Source organism: Verrucosispora sp. WMMA2044, from assembly GCF_027497155.1.
Classification (GTDB): Bacteria; Actinomycetota; Actinomycetes; order Mycobacteriales; family Micromonosporaceae; genus Micromonospora; species Micromonospora palythoicola.
Genome location: NZ_CP114913.1, coordinates 3,415,967 through 3,434,661 on the forward strand (window position 1 = coordinate 3,415,967; position 18,695 = coordinate 3,434,661).

Below are 18,695 nucleotides of genomic sequence, written 5' to 3' on the forward strand. Positions count from 1 at the left end.
TCACCTTTTAGCACTCCCATCTGCACCGCAGCCACCAAGAGGGCGACTCCTTGTTCAAATTTTGAATAAGTGCTACCTTGGTGGCGTGACCGAGAGCCTGGACCGCGACCGCCTGACCGCCTGGCGGACCTACATCGAGGCCAGTCAGCGGTTGTTCACCCGACTTGAGGACGACCTGCGGGCCGCCAGCGGGCTCAGCTTCGCCGACTACCACGTGCTGGTGCTGCTCTCCGAGGTTCCCGGGCACCGACTGCGGATGGGCGAGCTGGCCGACCGCCTGGTCTTCTCACCCAGCCGGCTGACCTATCAGGTCTCCTCCATGCAACGACGGGGCCTGGTCGCCCGCCAGCCCTGCCCGCGGGACGGGCGGGGCAGCGAGGCGGTGCTGACCGCCGCCGGGCTGCTGGCGCTGCGGGAGGCCGCACCGCACCACCTGCGCTCCGTGCGCACCCACCTGATGGACGACCTCGACGACACCGAGGTCGCCGCCCTGACCAGGATCTTCACCCGGGTCGGCCGACGACTGCGGGTGGCCGACGGCAGCGACGCCACCCTCGCCACCACCCCCGGCGACAACTGAAGGAGCCCCGATGCCCGCCATCACCGTCGACAACGTCCTCGTCCTGCCCCGGCTGCCCCGGGTCGACGAGTCCACCGCCTTCCGGCCGGTCCGCCGGCTCACCACCGCGCCCAGCGGCTTCGAGGGCGAGGGTTTCCCGGTGCGCAAGGCCTTCGCCGGGGTGCCGATGAGCGAGCTGGACCCGTTCATCATGCTCGACCAGATGGGCGAGGTGGACTACGCGCCCGGCGAGCCGAAGGGCACCTCCTGGCACCCGCACCGGGGCTTCGAGACCGTCACCTACATCATCGACGGCATCTTCGACCACCAGGACAGCCACGGTGGCGGCGGCACGATCACCAACGGCGACACCCAGTGGATGACCGCCGGCAGCGGCCTGCTGCACATCGAGGCCCCGCCGGAGCACCTGGTGGTCAGCGGCGGGCTGTTCCACGGCACCCAGCTGTGGGTCAACCTGCCCCGGGCGGCGAAGATGAACCCGCCGAAGTACCAGGACATCCGGGGCAACCAGGCCGCGCTGCTGACCACCGGAGACGGTGGGGCGTTGATCCGGGTGATCGCCGGTGAGATCGCCGGCCACCGGGGGCCCGGATCCACGTACACCCCGATCACCGTCACCCACGTCACGGTCGAGCCGGGGGCGCAGGTGGATCTGCCCTGGCGGCCGGACTTCAACGCGCTGGTGTACGTGCTCGGCGGGCGCGGCACGGTCGGCGCCAACGGACGCGGTGTCCGCACCGGACAACTGGCCGTGCACGGGCCGGGTGACGCGTTGCGGTTCAAGGCGAACGCCCGCCAGGACAGCCGCAACCAGACCCTCGACCTCTACATCATGGGCGGGCAGCCCATCCGGGAGCCGGTGGCGCACTACGGCCCGTTCGTGATGAACACCCGCGACGAGTTGATCCAGGCGTTCGAGGACTTCCAGGCCGGCCGGCTCGGCGTCGTCCCGGCGCAGCGACTGCCGCACAGCAAGGGTCAGGGCGAGCGCCCCTGAGCGAGCGTCGGACGCGGGGCGGCTCCGGTTACCGGGGCCGCCCGGCCGGCTCAGGAGACGGCGAAGATGCCGGCCACGCCGAGCAGGACCATCACCAGTACGGTCAACAGCGCCCCCCGCTCGCCCTCCACCGCCTGCTCGCGGTGCTCGGTCGCGGAGTTCGTCGGCTCGCCGGACATGCTTCGGCTCCTCCCTGCTCGGGTGCGGGTCGGTCGCCAACAGCCAGCAGCCCACCAGCGTGCGAGCCCGACCACGGGTTCGTATGGTGAGGACGTGAACGACCTCTCTGAGGGCGGGAGCATGCCGCTACAGGACTGGTTCCTCACCGCACCGGAACGCGCCAACCCGGTCTCTGAGTTACCCGTCTGGACCAGTGGAAACCTCGCCGAGCCGCTGATTCACGGTGCCGCGTACTTCGACCGGCTGGTCACCGAGGTCGACGGGCTCGGCGCGGGCGATCACCTCTTCTTCGCCGACTGGCGGGGGGACCCGGACGAGCGGCTCCGCCCGGACGGGCCGACGATCTCCCAGTTGTTCGCCCGGGCCGCCCAGCGCGGCGTGGTGGTCAAGGGACTGATCTGGCGGTCGCACCTCGACGTGCTGTCCTACAGCCACCAGGAGAACCGCAACCTCAGCGAGGCGATCTCGGCCGCCGGCGGCGAGGTGCTGCTCGACCAGCGGGTCCGGCGAGGTGGATCGCACCACCAGAAGCTGGTGGTGCTGCGCCGCCCGGCCGCCCCCGAGCAGGACATCGCCTTCGTCGGCGGCATCGACCTGTGTCACAGCCGCCGCGACGACGACGCGCACCACGGTGACCCGCAGGCGGTACGGATGGCCGCGGCGTACGGTGACCATCCGCCCTGGCACGACGTTCAGCTCGCGCTGCGCGGGCCGGTGGTGGGCGCGCTGGACACCACGTTCCGCGAGCGGTGGACCGATCCGATGCCGCTGGACTCGGAGAACCCCCTGGCCTATCTGCGCGACCGGCTCCGCGGGGCGGACCTCACCGCCGGGCCGCTGCCGGACCAACCCGCCGATCCGCCGGCCTGCGGGCCGCACCACGTCCAGGTGTTGCGCACCTACCCGGCGGTCCGACCCCGGTACGCGTTCGCCCCGGACGGCGAACGGACGGTCGCTCGCGGCTACACCAAGGCGGTACGCCGCGCCCGTCGGCTGATCTACCTGGAGGACCAGTACCTCTGGTCCGCCGAGGTGGCCGAGCTCTTCGCCGCGGCGCTGCGCGACAATCCTGATCTGCATCTGGTCGCGGTGGTGCCCCGCCATCCCGACGTGGACGGGCGGCTGGCCCTGCCACCGAACACGGTCGGTCGAGAGCAGGCGCTGGCCCTGTGCGAGCAGGCCGCGGCCGGGCGGGTGCACGTCTTCGACGCGGAGAACCACGCCGGCACCCCGGTCTACGTGCACGCCAAGGTGTGCGTGGTCGACGACGTGTGGGCCTGCGTCGGCAGCGACAACTTCAACCGGCGGTCCTGGACGCACGACAGCGAACTGTCCTGCGCGGTGCTGGACGACACCGCGGACGAGCGCCCCCCGCACGATCCGGCGGGTCAGGGTGACGGGGCCCGTCGGTTCGCCCGGGAGTTGCGGCTACGCCTGCTCCGCGAGCACCTGGACCGCGATCCGGCCGGCGGCGACGACGCCGACCTGGTCGATCCGGACGACGCGGTCGCCGCGATCACCGCCGCCGCCGAGGCGTTGCAACACTGGTACGACGGCGGCCAGGTGGGACCACGCCCACCCGGCCGGCTGCGACCGCACCGCGCCCGGCGCCTGCCCTGGTGGACCCGGGCCTGGGCGCTGCCCGCGTACCGCCTGGTCTACGACCCCGACGGCAGGCCGCTGCGAGCCCGCCGGTCGGGCACCTGGTAACCCGGCGCCACCTCACCGAGGATCGTCAGCCCACCCGGGTACGCGAACGAGGAGCGCGGCGAGTAGTAGCCCCAGGCGATGGTGAGCGGGTTCTCCGGGCGCAACGCGTACACCGGGTGGTCCGGATCGAGGAACTCGACCGATTCGATCTCGAACGAGGTGGACGGTTCGGCGATCACCGGATAGATGCTGCTGACCAGTTGACCGTGCAACTCGGTCAGGTAGCGGTGGTGGCCGTTGTGCATGGCGTGCCCGGTGTCGCCGACGCGCACCCGGGCTCGGATCACCGGCACGCCCTCGATGTCCGTTCCGGTGGCGATCGTGTCGCCCTGCTCGGTGATGGTGGTGCGACCGGGCACGGCCGGGGCGCCCCGGGCCACGGCGTAGTTGCGCACCCGCTCGCTCGAGGTGACGTAGTGGGTCCACCAACCACCGGGGGTGACTCCGTCCGGGGCGTCCATCCCGACGAGCGTGACACCGAGATAGGTGAGCGAGTAGGAACCGAAGCCCGAGGTCTGGCTCTCGTCGTCCACCACGTACTGGTTCATGAAGACCTCGCGGTCCGGGTGGGGCCGTAGCCCCGGGGGGACCAGCGCCGCCACCGCGTCCGGATCCGCCGGTAGCCAGCTGAAGTACAGCGTCCGGCTGTTCACGACGAGGTGGGGAACGGCAGGATCGAGCACGGCACCTCCGGAGCAGGGATGTACTCCGCGACGCTAAGCCCAGTCCCGTTCACGGGACAACGACGGATTGATGACACTCCGCTTGCCATCCGGGTGGGCCATCGTCCGTTCGACGAACCGACGTCCTCGTTCGGCCCGACGACGAGGGTCGCACGGACATCCGCGACTGGCCCGATCGGTCGGTCGAACCGCACAATCCCGGTCGCGCCACCCTCCTCGGCGCACCGCTGTGGGAGATTTTGCGGCTTTCATAATCGAAAATCACTTAAGTACATCGTCCGTTCGGCTAGATTTCTAGGAGACGATCGGGCTAAGGTGACTCCCGAACGTACTAACGGAACTAACCAAAGCGTCACGTCTATATCCGCGGACGAGGTGCAGGGAGGACCACCATGACCGCGTCAACGATCACCGAATCGGCGACCACCCCGGCGACCCCGACCCCGAAGCTCGACCCGCGGGCGCTCACCGACAGCGCCGCCGAGCTGCTGAACGCCATGGCCGCGCTGCCGGCCGGGCACCCGTCCCGGGCCGCGCTGCGCGACCGGGCGATCGAGGCCTGGTTGCCGCTGGCCAACCACCTCGCCCACCGCTACAGCGGTCGCGGCGAGCCCACCGACGACCTCGCGCAGACCGCCGCCGTCGGCCTGATCAAGGCCATCGACAAGTTCGACCCCTCCCGCGGAGTCGACTTCGCCGGCTACGCGATCCCCACCATCATCGGCGAGCTGAAGCGGCACTTCCGCGACCGGACGTGGGACATTCGGGTGCCCCGCCGCCTGCAGGAACTGCGGCTGGCCATCTCGGACGCCAACAGCTCGCTGCTGCAGTCCCTGGGCCGTTCCCCGACGGTGGCCGACATCGCCGCACACCTGAAGCTCACCGAGGAAGAGGTGCTGGAGGGCCTGGAGGGCGCCCGCGCGTACAACGCGGTGTCGCTGTCCACCCCGACCGGTGACGGCGATCGCGCGACCGAGCTGGGCGACATGCTCGGCGGTGAGGACAGCGAGTTCGAGCTGGCCGAGCTGCGGGTGGCGCTGGGCCCGGCGCTGGCCACGCTCGACGAGCGCGAGCAGAAGATCCTGACGCTGCGGTTCTACGGCAACCTGACGCAGTCGCAGATCGCGGAGCAGATCGGCGTGTCGCAGATGCACGTGTCCCGGCTGCTGGCCCGGGCCCTGACGAAGCTGCGGGGGCAGCTCGACGGAACGTACTAGGGGGGTGGCGATGGTGGCCGGGTCCGTCGGACCCGGCCACCATCGTCTTCGCGCCATCTCAGCCGGCGACCGGCTCCCGCCACATCGGCCAGAACGGCGTGCCGTCGGGCAGCCGGAACGGCTCGGCGACCCGGTAGCCGTGCCGCGCGTACAGGTCGCGACTGGTCTCGCTGCTCGCCTCCAGGTACGCCGGCATGCCGTTGGCGTCCAGCCAGGCGTGATGGTGGCCCAGCAGTGCCGTGCCGACGCCCTGGCCCTGGCGGTCCGGCCGCACGGCGAGCAGCGCCAGATGATGGTGGTCGGCGTGCGGATGGTTCGCCGCGAACAGCTCGTCCAGGTGCACGAAGTTCGGGGTCCACTCCCCGCACGCCAGGGCCAGCCGGGCGTCGTAGTCCTCCGGCGGCGGCAGTGGTTCACCGACCGACGGCAACCAGACGGCCACCCCGGCGCGGTCCGCGGTGCCGAACACCAGTCCGTGCCGCGTCGCGTGCTCGACGATGATCTCGAAGTTCCCGGCCAGCACCGACTCCCGCTTGGCCTCGTCCGGCACCAACCAGCGGGGCTGGTCCAGCACCATGAACGCCTCGGCTATCCGGGCGGCGACCCAGCGGGTGTCGTCCGCGCCGAGCTGCCCGATCTCCGGCCGGCTCATCGCCGCACCTGCGCCGTCGGCGCCGGCTCGGTGACCGACGGGGGAACGACCACGGCCGCCGCGCTCTCCGCGCCCAGGCCGATCCGGGCGTACGTGTCGGGACGCCGCCGCCGTAGCGACAGGCCCCACAGTCCGCCCAGCAGCGCCGCCACCGGGTAGGCCAGCGGGATCGCCCAGCGCAGCGGCGAGTCCGGCTCGACGCCGAGCAGGTTGGCGAAGTTCTGCACCGCCAGCACGATGATCGCGACGAGTGCGATCGCGGCGAGGCCGGGCGCGACCAGCCGCCGCCACAGCGTCTCCCGCTCACCACTGCGGGCGAAGTACGCGATGATCGCGACCGCGGTGGTGGCGATCAGCAACAGCACGCCGAAGCCGCCGCTGGTGCCCAGCCAGAAGAACAGCTGCAGGACCGGATCCCAGCCGTTGACCGCGTACAGGATGATCACCAGCAGGCCCAGCACGCTCTGCGCGATCGAGGCGGCCCGGGGTGCGCCGGTGGTCGGCGAGGTCCGCCCGAACACCGCCGGCAGCACCCGCTCCCGGCCCAACGCGAAGGCGTAGCGCGCGGTGGTGTTGTGGAACGAGATCATGGCGGCCAGCACCGAGGTCAGGAAGAGGGCCTGCCCGATGGTCAGGACGGTGTCGCCCAGGTGCGCCCCGGCCAGGTTGAAGATCAGCTCGACGCTCTGGGTACCCGCCTCCTCGACGATCCGGTCCGGCCCGACCGCCACCGTCATGCTCCACGAGGAGAGCGCGTAGACCACCGCGATGATCGCCACGGACAGGTAGGTGGCCATCGGCACCGTACGCTTCGGGTCCTTGCTCTCCTCGCTGAAGACCACCGCCGCCTCGAAGCCGACGAAACCGAGGATCGCCAGCACCAGCACCGCGCCGAGCCCGGGCACGAAGAAGTTCTCCGGCGAGAACGCGGCGAAGCTCACGCTGCCGCCGGCCGGGTTGCCCAGCTGGCCGAGATCGAACACCACGATGATGGCGATCTCGGCGCAGAGCAGCGCCGCCAGCACCATGCCGTTGATGTCCACCCGGAGCAGGCCGAGCATCGCCACCAGCGCCCACGCCACCAGCGCCACGATCCACCACTGTGGCGTGATCCCGAACAGCCGGTCCAGCACCGGTGCCGCCGCCGCGCCGATGGTTCCGTAGAGCCCGACCTGGAGCGCGTTGTAGGCGATCAGCGCCACCCAGGCCGTACCCACACCGGCCGGGCGTCCCAGCCCCCGGGCCACGTACGCGTAGAAGGCACCGGCGTTGGCCATCCGCCGGGCCATCGCCACGTAGCCGACGGAGAAGACGGCGAGCACCACGGCCACCGCCAGGAAGGCAAGCGGAATGCCGAGCACGCCGATGACCCCGTAGCCGGTGGTGACGACGCCGGCGACCACGGTCAGCGGGGCCGCCGCGGAGAGGACGAAGAAGATCACTGAGGGAACGCCGAGCCGGCCGCGGGCCAGCGCCTCGGAGACGTTGCTCGGTCGTTCGGTTGTCGCTGTCGAGGACATGTACCGCTCCGGTCTGAGGGGAAGGGGGTGTACCGGGTCAGGGGGCGCCGCGCAGCACCGCCGCACCAACGGCTGCCTCGGTGTGCGCCACGAGTTCCTTCAGCGGGTCCGGCAGGGCCGGGATGATCAGGTTGAGTCGGTGGTGTGCGCGCGGGCCCGCGCTCCACAGCACCTCCCGGGTCAGGCCGGCGGCGGCGACCAGCCCGAGCAGCGTCGCGTCGGGGACGCTGGGCGGTTCGGCGCGCTCCAGCAGCGCCCGTAACCGGGTGGCCGGCCAGGCCACGACGTTGAGATCGATCGGCTGGTAGCTGACGGTGGTCCGCAGCAGTCGCCGGCTCTCCTGCCGGCGCAGCACACCGGCCCGGGACAGCCGCTCACCCACCGCGGTCACCGAGGTCTGGGCGAGAAAGCTGAGCCAGGTACGCACCGACTGGTGCTGCGCCTCGCCGAGCAACTGGTCCAGCACCGTGTGGGCCAACGCGTCGGCCGGTGGCCGACGGTCGATCACGCCGACCTGACCCCCGGAAACGGTGATGTGTCCATAGAGGATCAGCTCGCCGAGGAGCCCTCCGGCCAGCCCGAGACTTGTCGCCGCCGGGTGCAGCTTCGCCTTGCCCCGGGTGTCGTTGTGCGCGATCAGAAAGAACTCGTCGGCGGTGAGCACACGTCCTCCCGAGCCGGCCGTCCACAGTGATCGCTAACCGGGAAAGGATGCACCGAGCGCAACTGCAACGCAACTCCCGTTTTCGGCAGTTGCACTCCGTGGTGAAGCGACCTGCGCCTTTTCCCGTGACAGACTCGGAGGGTGACCGCGAGCCCCACCGTTCGACGCCGCCGTATCGCCCGGGAACTCCGCCAGTTGCGGGAACGCGCCGGCATGACCCTGGACGTCGCCGCCCGGCAACTGGACATGTCGAAGAGCAACCTGTCGCGCATCGAGAACGCGCAGATCGGCATCAAGCCACGCGATGTCCGGGCCGCGCTTGCGCTGTACCAGGTCACCGGCAGCGACGCCGAGGCGCTCATCGAGATCGCCCGAGGTGCCCAGCAGCGCGGCTGGTGGCAGCACTACAGCGACGTACTCCCGGAATGGTTCGAGTTCTACGTCGGACTGGAAGCCGAGGCCGCCACCCTGCGCACGTACGAGGCCGAGGCGGTGCCCGGCCTTTTGCAGACCGAGGCGTACGCCCGCGAGGTGTACCGGCTGACCGCCGGCGAGGAGGACCTCGATCGTAAGGTGGCCGCCCGGCTACGCCGGCAGGACGTGCTGCGCGGCGACCATCCGGTGGAGCTGTCGGTGGTGCTGAACGAGGCGGTACTGCTACGCCCTGTCAGCGAGCGCACCGTCATGGCGGGTCAGATGACCCACCTGGAGACCCTCGCCCAACTACCCAACGTAACACTCCAGGTACTTCCCTTCGAAGCCGGCGGACATCCGGCGATGAACTCGCCGTACGTGCTCCTCACGTTCGCCGACGCGGCCGACGCGGCCGTTGTCTACCTGGAAAATCTCTCCACGGGCCTGGCACTGGAGGAGGTCGCGCAGGTGCGCTCGTATAGCCTTGTGCACGAGAGGCTGTGCAGTCTGGCACTCGATCCAGCGGCGTCCCTGATCCGCCTGAAGGAAGCTTCTCGTTACTTTACGTGACCGCTGCATCGCGGTCACTGTCGGTATCGACGGAGGGATCGCGATGACTGCGCTCGACCTGTCCCGGGCGGAGTGGCGCACCAGCACCCGCAGTGTGGGCAACGGCAACTGTGTCGAGGTGGCCACCGTCGACGGTGCAGTCGCGGTCCGGGACAGCAAGGACCGGCACGGCCCGGTGCTGACGTTTCCGCCGTCGGCCTGGCACGCCTTCGTCGTCTGCGCCCCCACCCGCTGACCCCGGGAGGGCCTGGGCAGGGGCGGTGCGAGACTGGGCCGTGCTCTCCGACGTGCCCATCGACCTGCCGGTCCGGCCGGTGCTGCCGGCGTTGGTGGCGGCGCTGGGCTCGGCCGGCAGCGCGATCCTGGTCGCCCCGCCGGGCACCGGCAAGACCACCCTCGCCCCACTCGCCGTGGCCGACGCGGTGGCCGGGCGGGTGATCGTCGCCCAGCCCCGCCGGATGGCCGCCCGTGCCGCCGCCCGGCGGATGGCGGCCCTGCTCGGCGAGCCGGTCGGTGGTCGGGTCGGCTACGCGGTCCGGGGTGAGCGACGGGCCGGACCGCGTACCCGGATCGAGGTGGTCACCACCGGGCTGCTGGTCCGCCGGTTGCACCACGACCCGGAGTTGGCCGGTGTCGACGCGGTGCTGCTCGACGAGATCCACGAACGTCAGCTCGACGCCGACCTGGCGCTCGCCTTCAGCGTCGAGTCCCGGGCCACCCTGCGGCCGGAGCTGTGGCTGCTGGCCATGTCGGCGACCCCGGAGGCGGACCGCTTCGCCGCCCTGCTCGGTGGCACGGTGCCGGCACCGGTGGTGCGGGCCTCGTCGGCACTGCATCCGGTGACCCGCGTATGGGCGCCACCGCCACGGCCCGTGGCCCCGTCCGGCGCCGGCCCGGTGGACCGGGCACTGCTCGACCACGTCGCCGCCACCGTCCGGCGGGCCCTGCGCGAGCAGGAGGGCGACCTGTTGGTCTTCCTGCCCGGCGTGGGCGAGATCGCCGCCGTCGCCGGCCGGCTGGCCGACCTGGGCGACCGCGTGGACGTGCTCCGCCTGCACGGTCGGCAGAGCGGGGTCGACCAGGACGCCGCCCTGCGGGTGGGAGACCGGCGGCGGGTGGTGCTGGCCACGGCGGTGGCGGAGAGCAGTCTCACCGTGCCGGGCGTACGGACGGTGGTGGACGCGGGCCTGTCCCGGGTGGCTCGGTTGGACCTGGCCCGAGGGCTGGGGGCGCTGGTCACCGTGCCGGTTTCCCGCGCGGCGGCGACCCAACGGGCCGGTCGGGCCGGCCGGGAGGCGCCCGGCCAGGTCTACCGCTGCTGGTCGCCCGCGGCGCACGAGCGGTTGGCCGCACAGCCGGAACCGGAGATCGCCGCCGCCGACCTGACCGGGTTCGCCCTCGAACTGGCCGCCTGGGGCGCCCCCGGCGGAACCGGTCTCGCGCTGCCGGACCCGCCCCCGGCGGCGGCGATGACGGTGGCGTACGAAACGCTCACCGCCCTCGGTGCGATCGACGCGAACGGCCGGATCACCGAGCGGGGGCGGGCCGTCGTCGCGGTCGGCGCGCATCCCCGGCTGGCCCGGGCACTGCTCGACGGGGCAGATCACGTCGGTGCCGATCGTGCGGCGCAGGTGGTGGCGCTGCTCAGCGAGCCGACCGTGGCCGGTCCCGGCGACGATCTCGGCGCCGCCTGGCGTCGGTTGCGCGCCGGCACCGACCCGGCCGCCACCGCCCGCTGGCGCGCGGAGGTGCGCCGGCTGCGCGCCGCCCTTCCGACGGGTCCGTCCGGTGGACCGCAGCGGCCAGACCAGCCGGGGTGGTTGCCCGACGAGCTGGCCGCCGGGTTGCTGGTCGGGTTGGCGTACCCGGAACGGTTGGCCCGGGTGCGGCGGCCGGGTGGTTCGGCGTACCTGATGAGTGGCGGAACCGCAGCGGAGCTGGCACCCGGGTCGGGGCTGGTGGGTGTCGACTGGTTGGCCGTCGCGGTGGCCGACCGCGCTCCCGGCGCACCGTCCGCCCGGGTCCGGCTGGCCGCCGTCCTCGACGAGGGGACCGCCCGCGCGGCGGCCGGCTCGCTGCTGCGCAGCGAACGGGAGGTCGGCTGGTCCGGCGGGGACGTGGTGGCCAGGGAGGTACTCAGGCTGGGTGCCATCGGGCTGGTCGACCGTCCCCTGACCCGGCCCGACCCGGACGAGATCGCCGCCGCGCTGCTGGCCGGACTGCGCGACACCGGGCTCGACCTGCTGACCTGGACCCCGGCGGCCAGGGCGCTGCGTGAGCGGCTGGCCTTCTGCCGGTACGCGCTCGGCGACGACTGGCCCGACGTCTCCGACGAGGCGCTACTGGCCGGTGCGCCGCACTGGCTCGGGCCGGAGCTGGCCGGTGCCCGACGGCGGGCCGATCTGGCCCGCGTCGACGTGCTCGGTGCGCTACGCCGGCTGCTGCCCTGGGCGCTGGCGGGGCGGCTGGACGACCTGGCGCCGGAGCGGATCGCGGTGCCCAGCGGTTCGCGGATCCGGGTCGACTACGCCGACCCGACCGCGCCGGTGCTCGCGGTCCGGCTCCAGGAAACCTTCGGTTGGGCCGAGGCGCCCCGGGTCGGTGGCGGGCGGGTGCCGGTGCTGCTGCACCTGCTCTCCCCCGCCGGTCGGCCGGTGGCGGTCACCGCCGACCTGGCCTCCTTCTGGCGCTCCGGCTACCGCCAGGTCCGCGCCGAGCTGCGCGGACGCTACCCGCGCCACCCGTGGCCGGAGGATCCGACCACGGCCACGCCGACGCGGCGGGTCGGACGGCGCTCCTGAGTGCTCACGGCTCATCGACCACGTCGGCGATGACGACGGTGATGTTGTCCGGTCCACCCGCCTGCAACGCCAGGTCGATGAGGCCGCGTGCGCAGGCCTCCCGCTCCCGCTGGCCGGCCAGCACCTCGGCCAGGGTGTCGGCCCGTACGACGTTCGACAGCCCGTCGCTGCACAGCAGCCAGCGGTCGCCGGCCCGGGGCACCATCGTCGCGTACGTCGGCGAGACCTCGTCGCCCTGCAACGCCTGGGTCACCACGGCTCGACGCGGGTGGCTACCGGCCTGGTCCGGGGTGATCAGGCCCTGGTCGACGAGCATCTGCACGAAGGTGTCGTCCCGGGTGATCTGCTTGAGCACTCCGTCGCGGAACAGGTACGCCCGGGAGTCGCCCACGTGGGCCAGCGCCAGGCAGCTGCCGGTACGCGCGAACAGCAGCGCGGTCAGCGTGGTGCCCATGCCCTGCCGCTGGGGATCCTCGGCGACCGCCTGACGGATCCGCTCGGTGGCCAGCTTGATGCCGTTCTGCAACGCGGCGACCAGCACGTCCTCCGGCGTCTCCACGTCCAGCGGCGTGATCGCCCCGACGGCGATGGCGCTGGCCAGATCTCCGGCGGCCATGCCGCCCATGCCGTCGGCGACGGCGACCAGCCAGGTGCCGGAGTGCAACGCGTCCTGGTTTCCGCTGCGGATGAGCCCACGGTCGCTCGCCCCGGCGGAACGCAGCTTCAGGGTCATGGCACGCAGCCTGCCAGGAGTAGGGCTCGGTTGTCTCTAGGAGATCAGGACCGCCCGGCGTGGCGCGGTGAATCTCACTGACGGTGAACATGAATTCTCATCGGATGCGATCGATTGACATGTCCTGCGCGTCCTGGAAACATGCCCGATACCTGGGAGCGCTCCCAGGTCACACCCCCACTTCGCCTGATCCGTCCCGCTCGTCGGAAGGACTTCCCCCGTGACGCCATCCCGACGTCGTCTCGCGATGCTCGCCGCGGCGACCGCCGTGGTGCTGGTCGGCGTTAGCGCCGGCACCGCTTTCGCCGATCCACCCGCTGACGCCCCCGAACAGATCCGCAACGGTGACTTCAGCGACGGCTCGTCGCCCTGGTTCTCCTACGGCACCAACACCCTCGGCGTAGTCGATGGTCAGCTCTGCGCCACCGTGGCCGCTGGCCTGGCCAATCCCTGGGACGCCGGCATCGGCCACGACGCGCTGCCGCTGATCGCCGGCGCCGAGTACACCCTCGGCTTCGACGTCACCTCCACCCCGGGTGGCCCGGTGGCCGCCGTGCTGCAACTCGGCAGCGAGCCCTACACCGGCTACTACTCGGTCACCGCCGCCGCGACCCCGACCCAGCAGCGCGTCGAGCGCACCTTTGTCGCCCCGAACGACGACAGCCGCGCCCAGCTGATCTTCCAGATCGGCGGTAGCGCCGAGGCGCGGACCGTCTGCCTGGACAACGTCTCGCTGCGCGGCGGCAACCCGCCCGAGCCGTACGTGCCGGACACCGGTCCCCGGGTCCGGGTGAACCAGGTCGGTTACCTGCCCGGCGGGCCGAAGAACGCCACAGTGGTGACCGAGGCCACCGAGGCGCTGCCCTGGGAACTGCACTCCGCGTCCGGAGCCGTGCTGGCCAGCGGCACCACCACGCCGCGCGGGGTCGACGAGGCGTCGGCACAGAACGTGCACTCGGTGGACTTCTCGTCGTACCGCACCCCGGGACAGGGGCTGACGCTGGCCGTGGACGGCGAGGTCAGCCACCCGTTCGACATCTCCGGCACGCTCTACGACCAGTTGCGCTCGGACGCCCTGCAGTTCTTCTACATCCAGCGCAGCGGTATCGAGATCGACGGTGACCTGGTCGGCGAGGAGTACGCCCGACCCGCCGGCCACCTCGGCGTCGCACCGAACCAGGGCGACACCGACGTGCCCTGTGTCGCCGACTCCTGCGACTACCGGCTCGACGTCCGTGGCGGCTGGTACGACGCGGGCGACCACGGCAAGTACGTGGTCAACGGCGGTATCGCCACCTACCAGCTGCTGAGCGCCTTCGAGCGGACCAAGAACGCCGCCACGGCCGGATTCGGTGCCGACCTCGGCGACGGGACGCTGCGGCTGCCCGAGCGGGACAACGGGGTGCCGGACATCCTCGACGAGGCCCGCTGGGAGTTGGAGTTCCTGCTGCGGATGCAGGTGCCGGCCGGCAAGCCGCTGGCCGGGATGGCCCACCACAAGATCCACGACCGGAACTGGACCGGCCTGCCGATGCAGCCCGAGGACGACCCGGAGCCGCGTGAGCTGCACCCGCCGTCCACCGCCGCCACGCTGAACCTGGCCGCCGTCGCCGCCCAGTGCGCCCGGCTGTTCGCCCCGTACGACAAGGAGTTCGCGCAGCGCTGCGGCAGCGCGGCGAAGACCGCGTACGCGGCGGCCAAGGCCAACCCGGCCCGGTACGCCCCGGCGACCGGCAACGGCGGTGGCCCGTACGACGACACCAACGTCACCGACGAGTTCTACTGGGCGGCCGCCGAGCTGTACCTGACCACCGGCGAGCCCGCCTACCTGACCGACCTGACCGCCTCGCCGCACCACACCGGCGACGTCTTCGACCCCCGTGGCTTCGGCTGGCAGAGCGTGGCCGCGCTGGGCCGCCTCGACCTCGCCACCGTGCCGAACGGGCTGCCGGCCGCCGAGCGGACCCGGATCCGCGAGTCGGTCATCGCCGCCGCCGACAGCTACCTCGCCGAGATCCGTCGGCAGGCGTACGGGCTGCCCATGCCGGGCGACCCGAACAGCTACTTCTGGGGCGGCAACGGCGCCATCATCAACAACGCGGTCGTGCTGGCCACCGCCTTCGACCTGACCGGAGCGGCGAAGTACCGCGACGGCGCGGTGCAGACGATGGACTACATCCTCGGCCGCAACGCGCTGAACATCTCGTACGTGACCGGTTGGGGTGAGCACGCGGCGGAGAACCAGCACAGTCGGATCTTCGGCTTCCAGCTCGACCCGAGCATGCCGAAGCCGCCGGCCGGTTCGATCGCCGGTGGTCCGAACGCCGCGCTCCAGGACCCGTTCGTGGAGCAGCTGCTCGAGGGCTGCGCACCGATGTTCTGCTACGTCGACGACATCGCCTCGTACTCCACGAACGAGGTGGCGATCAACTGGAACTCGGCGCTGGCCTGGATCTCCTCGTTCCTGGCGGACCAGGGCGATTCCGCTGCGGTGCCGGCACCCACCTGCACGGTGTCGTACACCAACTACGGCTCGTGGCAGGGCGGCACCGGCTTCACCGCCCAGGTGAACATCCGCAACACCGGCACCGCCGCGGTGAACGGCTGGACCGCCCGGTTCGCCTTCACCGGCGACGCCAAGGTGCGCGAGGCGTGGATGGCCAAGGTGACGCAGTCCGGAGCGACGGTGACCGCGAAGAGCGAGTCGTACAACTCGCGGATCAACCCGGGTGCCTCGGTGATGTTCGGATTCAACGCCACCACCGGCGGCGGCGCGAACCCGGCGCCCAACCTGGTCACGGTCAACGGCGCGCCCTGCACCGTGTCCTGATCCCCGGGTGGGGTGCCGTCGGCGACCGGCGCCCCACCCGGCCCCCGTCCCGCACGCAGTGATCAAGAGGTTCTGGTCCGGACTCGTCAGGAGTCCGGACCAGAACCTCTTGATCGTCGGGCACGGATGGCGGGGTCGGCACCGTGCGGCAGGATAGGGGCCGTGGGTGATCTCGACGGAGTGGTGTTACGTCACGGCGGGCCGGCGGACGCGGGGGCGGTGCTGCGGCTGCTCGACGACGCCACCGCCTGGCTGGTGGCGCGAGGTCGGACCGGGCAGTGGGGCAGCGGGCCCGCCTCGACGGATCCCCGCCGCATCGCCCAGGCCGACGCGTGGGCCACCGGCGGCGGACTGTGGCTGGCCGAGGTGGACGGACGTCCGGTCGGTGCACTGGTGGTGGGGACCGCCACCAAATACGTCCCACCCGCGACCGAACCGGAGCTGTACGTCAACCTGCTGGTCACCGACCGCGCGTACGCCGGGCGGGGAATCGGTGGGCGGCTGCTGGCGCACGCCGCCGACCTGGCCCGGCAACGCGGGGTCGGGCTGTTGCGGGTGGACTGCTACGCCGGCGACGACGGCGCACTCGTGCGCTGGTACGAACGCCAGGGCTTCACCCCCACCGACCCCTTCACCGTCCCCCGCCCCAACCACCCACCCTGGCCCGGCCAGGTCCTCACCCGCCCCCTCTAGCCCGCCCACCCGCGGGTGGTGGGGTGGATCAGGCGCGGAGCTTGGGGAGGACCTGGTCGCCGAAGGTGTCGAGAAAGGGGCGTTGATCCTGGCCTACGTGGTGGAGAGCGATCTGGTCGAAGCCCAGGTCGACGTACTCCTCCAGCCAGCCGACGTGCCGGCCCAGGTCGGCGGAGATGTTGACCACCTCGGCGAGCCGGGCCATCGGCACCTCGGCGGAGACCACGTCGAAGTGCTCCGGGGTGGCCAGATCCCAGCAGACCGGCGGCGCGAAGACGTTGCTGCGCCACTGGTCGTAGGCGATCGCCTCGGCCTCGGCCTGCGCCGGTGCCCAGCTCAGGTGCACCTGGAGATGCACCGGTCCACGACCTCCGGCGTCCCGGTATGCGTCGATCATGCGGCGCAGGTGGTCGGTCGGCGCGTTGACCGTGATCAGGCCGTCCGCCCACTCGGCGCACCAGCGGGCGGTGGCGACGCTCACCGCGGCGCCGACAAGTGCCGGCGGCTGCTCCGGACGGCTCCAGAGCTTCGCCCGGTCGACCCGGACCAGACCGTCGTGACTGACCTCCTCGCCCGCGAGGAGGGCGCGGATGACGTCCACGCACTCGCGCAGCCGCGCGTTGCGTACGTCCTTGCGTGGCCACGCGTCGCCGGTGATGTGCTCGTTGGCGGCCTCACCGGAGCCCAGGGCCGCCCAGAACCGGCCCGGGTACATGGCGGCGAGCGTGCCGATCGCCTGCGCGATGATCGCCGGGTGGTAACGCTGCCCGGGGGCGTTGACCACTCCGAACGACAGGCCGGTGGCCTGCAACGCCGACCCGAGCCAGGACCAGGCGAATCCGGAGTGGCCCTGACGCTCGCTCCAGGGCGCGAAGTGGTCGGAGCACATGGCGGCGTCGAAGCCGACCTGCTCGGCGTGGACCACCGCCGCCAACAGTTCACGCGGGTGGATCTGCTCGTGGGAAGCGTGAAACGCGATCGCCGTCATGCCGCGCTTCACTACCCAGCCGAGCCCGCTCGTAAGCAGCGGCTACTCGGAGTGGGCGCCGGCCCCGGCGGTGGCCGCCCCCTCCCCCACCCAGACCGTCTTGACGTTGCAGAACTCGTGCATGCCGTGGGCGGAGAGTTCCCGGCCGTAGCCGGAGTTCTTCACGCCACCGAAGGGCAACTCGGGGTAGGACGTCGTCATCCCGTTGATGAACACGGCACCGGCCTCCAGGTCGGTGGCGAAGCGCTGCTGCTCCTGCGGGTCGCGGGTCCAGGCGTTCGAGCCGAGACCGAAGCTGGTGCCGTTGGCCAACTCGATCGCCTCGTCGTACGACGCGGCCCGGTACAACCCGGCCACCGGACCGAACACCTCCTCCGCCCACATCCGCATGCCCGGGTGCAGATCCGTCACCACCGTCGGCGGGTAGAACCAACCGTCGCCGCTCGGCTTCTCCCCGCCACAGAGCACGGTGGCTCCCTTGTCGACGGCGTCCCTGACCTGAGCGTCGACCTCGTCGCGACCCCGCTCGGAGGCCAACGGACCGACGTCGGTGTCGTCGTCCATCGGGTCGCCCACCCGCAGTGCCGACATGCGGTGTGCGAACGCCTCGGCGAAGGCGTCGTAGACGTCGGTGTGCACGATGAAGCGCTTGGCCGCGATGCAGGACTGGCCGTTGTTCTGACAGCGGGCGGTGGTGGCGACCTGGGCGGCCAGTTCCACGTCGGCCGACGGCATCACCACGAACGGATCGCTGCCACCCAGCTCCAGCACCGTCTTCTTCAGCTCCCGGCCGGCGATCTGCGCGATCGACCGACCGGCGACCTCACTGCCGGTGAGCGTGGCGGCACGGACCCGGGGATCGCTCAGGATCCGGTCCACCGCCTCGGAGCCGACCAGCAGCGTGGTGAACGCGCCCTCGGGGAAGCCGGCCCGCCGGAACAGGTCCTCCAGCAGCAGCGCGGTCTGCGGCACGTTGGAGGCGTGCTTGAGCAGGCCGGTGTTGCCCGCCATCAGGGCCGGCGCGGCGAAGCGCATGACCTGCCAGAGCGGGAAGTTCCACGGCATCACCGCCAGCACCGGGCCGATCGGCTGGTAACGGACGAATGCCCGGGTCGCCGAGACCGCCTCGGCGTCGGCCGGCTCGTCGGCGAGGAACTCGGCGGCGTGCTCGGCGTAGAAGCGGCAGGCGGTGGCGCACTTGGTGACCTCGGCCCTGGCCGCGGCGAGCGTCTTGCCCATCTCGGTGGTCATCAGCCGGGCGATCTCGTCCCGTTCCGCCTCCAGCATCTCGGCCGCCGTGGTCAGCCACCGCCCGCGCTGCTCGATCGTGGTCCCGCGCAGCTGCCGGTACGCCAGGTCGGTCCGCTCGATCGCGCCGTCGATCTGCTCGTCGGACATCGGCTCGTACGTCTTGAGCACCTGGCCGTTCACCGGATTGGTGGTGGCGATGGTCATCAGGACTT

The 18,695-nt window shown here is 71.7% G+C and carries 17 protein-coding genes; 9 read left to right on the forward strand and 8 right to left on the reverse strand.

Features of this window, described 5'->3' with window-relative positions; translation table 11 throughout:
- Nucleotides 1-85: 85 nt before the first annotated feature.
- A complete protein-coding gene (locus O3597_RS15520) occupies nt 86-580 on the forward strand; it encodes a MarR family transcriptional regulator (protein WP_164445276.1) in 495 nt (164 codons plus the stop codon).
- 10 nt (nt 581-590) lie between these two features.
- Nucleotides 591-1,577, forward strand: coding sequence for a pirin family protein (locus tag O3597_RS15525; RefSeq protein ID WP_281601571.1), 987 nt, complete (start codon nt 591-593; stop codon nt 1,575-1,577).
- Between the two features lie 50 nt (nt 1,578-1,627).
- On the opposite strand, the gene O3597_RS15530 is transcribed toward O3597_RS15525, so the two are convergent.
- A complete protein-coding gene (locus tag O3597_RS15530) occupies nt 1,628-1,756 on the reverse strand; it encodes a hypothetical protein (protein WP_268967959.1) in 129 nt (42 codons plus the stop codon).
- Nucleotides 1,757-1,877: 121 nt separating this feature from the next.
- Between O3597_RS15530 and O3597_RS15535 the strand changes: the two genes are divergently transcribed.
- Nucleotides 1,878-3,467, forward strand: coding sequence for a phospholipase D-like domain-containing protein (locus O3597_RS15535; RefSeq protein WP_281604552.1), 1,590 nt, complete (start codon nt 1,878-1,880; stop codon nt 3,465-3,467).
- Here O3597_RS15535 and O3597_RS15540 read toward each other — a convergent pair.
- On the reverse strand, nt 3,416-4,150 hold the full coding sequence (locus O3597_RS15540; RefSeq protein ID WP_281601572.1) for an acetoacetate decarboxylase family protein: 735 nt from the start codon (nt 4,148-4,150) through the stop codon (nt 3,416-3,418). The two genes, O3597_RS15535 and O3597_RS15540, sit on opposite strands and share 52 nt — an antisense overlap.
- 392 nt (nt 4,151-4,542) lie before the next feature.
- Between O3597_RS15540 and O3597_RS15545 the strand changes: the two genes are divergently transcribed.
- Complete coding sequence (locus O3597_RS15545; RefSeq protein ID WP_164445279.1) at nt 4,543-5,367, forward strand: SigB/SigF/SigG family RNA polymerase sigma factor; 825 nt, start codon at nt 4,543-4,545, stop codon at nt 5,365-5,367.
- A 58-nt stretch (nt 5,368-5,425) separates the two neighbouring features.
- Here O3597_RS15545 and O3597_RS15550 read toward each other — a convergent pair whose 3' ends face one another.
- From O3597_RS15550 to O3597_RS15560, 3 genes are read right to left on the reverse strand one after another with little or no spacing between them, the layout of a single operon-like run.
- A complete protein-coding gene (locus O3597_RS15550) occupies nt 5,426-6,019 on the reverse strand; it encodes a GNAT family N-acetyltransferase (RefSeq protein WP_164445280.1) in 594 nt (197 codons plus the stop codon).
- The gene (locus O3597_RS15555) at nt 6,016-7,539 is read right to left on the reverse strand and encodes an APC family permease (protein ID WP_164445281.1); all 1,524 of its coding nucleotides are present in this window, start codon (nt 7,537-7,539) and stop codon (nt 6,016-6,018) included. The genes O3597_RS15550 and O3597_RS15555 overlap by 4 nt, the downstream gene beginning before the upstream one ends.
- Before the next feature lie 37 nt (nt 7,540-7,576).
- Entirely contained in the window at nt 7,577-8,203 is a 627-nt protein-coding gene (locus O3597_RS15560; protein ID WP_164445282.1) for a GPP34 family phosphoprotein, read from the reverse strand.
- Nucleotides 8,204-8,344: 141 nt separating this feature from the next.
- On the opposite strand from O3597_RS15560, the gene O3597_RS15565 reads away from it, so the two are divergent.
- Genes O3597_RS15565 through hrpB form a run of 3 tightly spaced genes read left to right on the forward strand, consistent with a single transcriptional unit; the run spans nt 8,345 to nt 11,988 of the window.
- A complete protein-coding gene (locus O3597_RS15565) occupies nt 8,345-9,187 on the forward strand; it encodes a helix-turn-helix transcriptional regulator (RefSeq protein WP_164445283.1) in 843 nt (280 codons plus the stop codon).
- 43 nt (nt 9,188-9,230) lie between these two features.
- Nucleotides 9,231-9,422 carry a DUF397 domain-containing protein gene (locus O3597_RS15570; RefSeq protein WP_164445284.1) on the forward strand — a complete coding sequence of 64 codons (192 nt, stop codon included), beginning with the start codon at nt 9,231-9,233 and terminating at the stop codon, nt 9,420-9,422.
- Between the two features lie 40 nt (nt 9,423-9,462).
- Nucleotides 9,463-11,988 (forward strand): ATP-dependent helicase HrpB, encoded by a 2,526-nt coding sequence (gene hrpB, locus O3597_RS15575; RefSeq protein WP_281604553.1) that lies wholly within the window; start codon nt 9,463-9,465, stop codon nt 11,986-11,988.
- 4 nt (nt 11,989-11,992) lie between these two features.
- Here the strand turns inward: hrpB and O3597_RS15580 are convergent, their stop codons facing one another.
- Nucleotides 11,993-12,721, reverse strand: a complete 729-nt coding sequence (locus tag O3597_RS15580) for a protein phosphatase 2C domain-containing protein (protein ID WP_164445285.1) — start codon at nt 12,719-12,721, stop codon at nt 11,993-11,995.
- Between the two features lie 220 nt (nt 12,722-12,941).
- Between O3597_RS15580 and O3597_RS15585 the strand changes: the two genes are divergently transcribed.
- Together O3597_RS15585 and O3597_RS15590 are read left to right on the forward strand one after the other, a co-directional pair.
- Entirely contained in the window at nt 12,942-15,551 is a 2,610-nt protein-coding gene (locus O3597_RS15585) for a glycoside hydrolase family 9 protein (protein ID WP_281601573.1), read from the forward strand.
- A gap of 162 nt (nt 15,552-15,713) precedes the next feature.
- Entirely contained in the window at nt 15,714-16,244 is a 531-nt protein-coding gene (locus tag O3597_RS15590; RefSeq protein WP_281601574.1) for a GNAT family N-acetyltransferase, read from the forward strand.
- Nucleotides 16,245-16,272: 28 nt separating this feature from the next.
- Here O3597_RS15590 and O3597_RS15595 read toward each other — a convergent pair whose 3' ends face one another.
- Complete coding sequence (locus tag O3597_RS15595; protein ID WP_281601575.1) at nt 16,273-17,232, reverse strand: TIGR03885 family FMN-dependent LLM class oxidoreductase; 960 nt, start codon at nt 17,230-17,232, stop codon at nt 16,273-16,275.
- A 42-nt stretch (nt 17,233-17,274) separates the two neighbouring features.
- Nucleotides 17,275-18,687: an NADP-dependent succinic semialdehyde dehydrogenase gene (locus tag O3597_RS15600; RefSeq protein ID WP_164445288.1), complete on the reverse strand. Its 1,413-nt coding sequence runs from the start codon at nt 18,685-18,687 to the stop codon at nt 17,275-17,277.
- Nucleotides 18,688-18,695 lie beyond the last annotated feature (8 nt).